The following is a 1,601-nucleotide window of genomic DNA, read 5'->3' as shown; positions in this document are numbered from 1 at the left end:
TATTACAATAAGGCGTTGTTGTACTTATCGGATTAGAGCCTGTTTGTGCATCAGTTGGTGTTAAATGATAACTAATCTGAATACCCGATTGTGTCGATATTTGTGAATTCTTTGTCGTTAAATCAAATAAACAACTCTCACCATCATTGTTCTCATCACAAACCACATAGTTGCTTGGTGTGGTGACCAATGGTAAACTTGGTTGAGGATTTACTACAATGTTAGCCGATGATGGTGATGTACAACCAGATGCATTGGTAACTATAAAAGTATAAGTGTTCGCATTAGCAGTTACCAATCCTGTTGCTGAAATACTTACAACTCCTGGGTTAAAGGTATAGGCGTTTGAAGAGTTGTATCCTGTGATTTGAAAACTTCCTGTGGCTGATATACATGTTGGCTGTGTAACCGGACCAACTGTTGGTGTGCTTGGCGGACTTGGCTGAACATTTACTACAATATTGGACGAAGATGGTGAGGTACAACCAGATGCATTGGTAACTGTAAAAGTATAAGTATTCGCATTGGCCGTTACTAATCCTGTTGCTGAAATACTTACAACTCCAGGATTAAAGGTATAGGTATTTGCAGCATTGAATCCAGCGATTTGAAAACTTCCTGTGGCTGTCGTACATGTTGGCTGTGTTACCGAACCAACTGTTGGTGCACTTGGCACACTTGGTTGAGCATTTACTACAATATTGGTCGATGATGGTGAGGTACAACCAGATGCATTGGTAACTGTAAAAGTATAAGTGTTCGCATTAGCAGTTACCAATCCTGTTGCTGAAATACTTACAACTCCTGGATTAAAGGTATAGGTGTTTGAAGAGTTGTATCCTGTGATTTGAAAACTTCCTGTGGCTGATATACATGTTGGCTGTGTAACCGAACCAACTGTTGGTGTGCTTGGCGGACTTGGCTGAGTATTTACTACAATGTTAGCCGATGATGGTGAGGTACAACCAGATGCATTGGTAACTGTAAAAGTATAAGTATTCGCATTAGCAGTTACCAATCCTGTTACTGAAATACTTACAACTCCAGGATTAAAGGTATAGGTATTTGCAGCATTGAATCCTGTGATTTGAAAACTTCCTGTGGCTGTCGTACATGTTGGCTGTGTTACCGAACCAACTGTTGGTGCACTAGGCACACTTGGCTGAGCATTTACTACAATATTGGCCGATGATGGTGATGTACAACCAGATGCATTGGTAACTGTAAAAGTATAAGTATTCGCATTGGCCGTTACTAATCCTATTGCTGAAATACTTAAAACTCCTGGATTAAAAGTATAGGTGTTTGCAGCATTGTATCCTGTGATTTGAAAACTTCCTGAGGCTGTTGTACATGTTGGCTGTGTAACCGAACCAATTGTAGGAGCGCTTGGCGGACTTGGCTGAGCATTTACTACAATATTGGCCGAAGATGGTGAGGTACAACCAAATGCATTGGTAACTGTAAAAGTATAAGTGTTTGCATTGGCTATTACCAATCCTGATGATGAAATACTTACAACTCCTGGGTTAAAGGTATAAGTGTTTGAAGCATTGAATCCTGTGATTTGAAAACTTCCTGTGGCTGTCGTACATGTTGGC

General features: G+C 40.3%; 1 pseudogene. It reads right to left on the bottom strand.

Annotated elements, in window-relative coordinates:
• Positions 1–1,601, bottom strand: a pseudogene (locus ACYU7A_RS08065) (hypothetical protein); the annotation flags it as partial.

Source organism: Flavobacterium koreense (genome assembly GCF_054776075.1).
The sequence above is the reverse complement of the archived record's forward strand: the minus strand, read 5'-3'. Positions and strand labels throughout refer to the sequence as shown.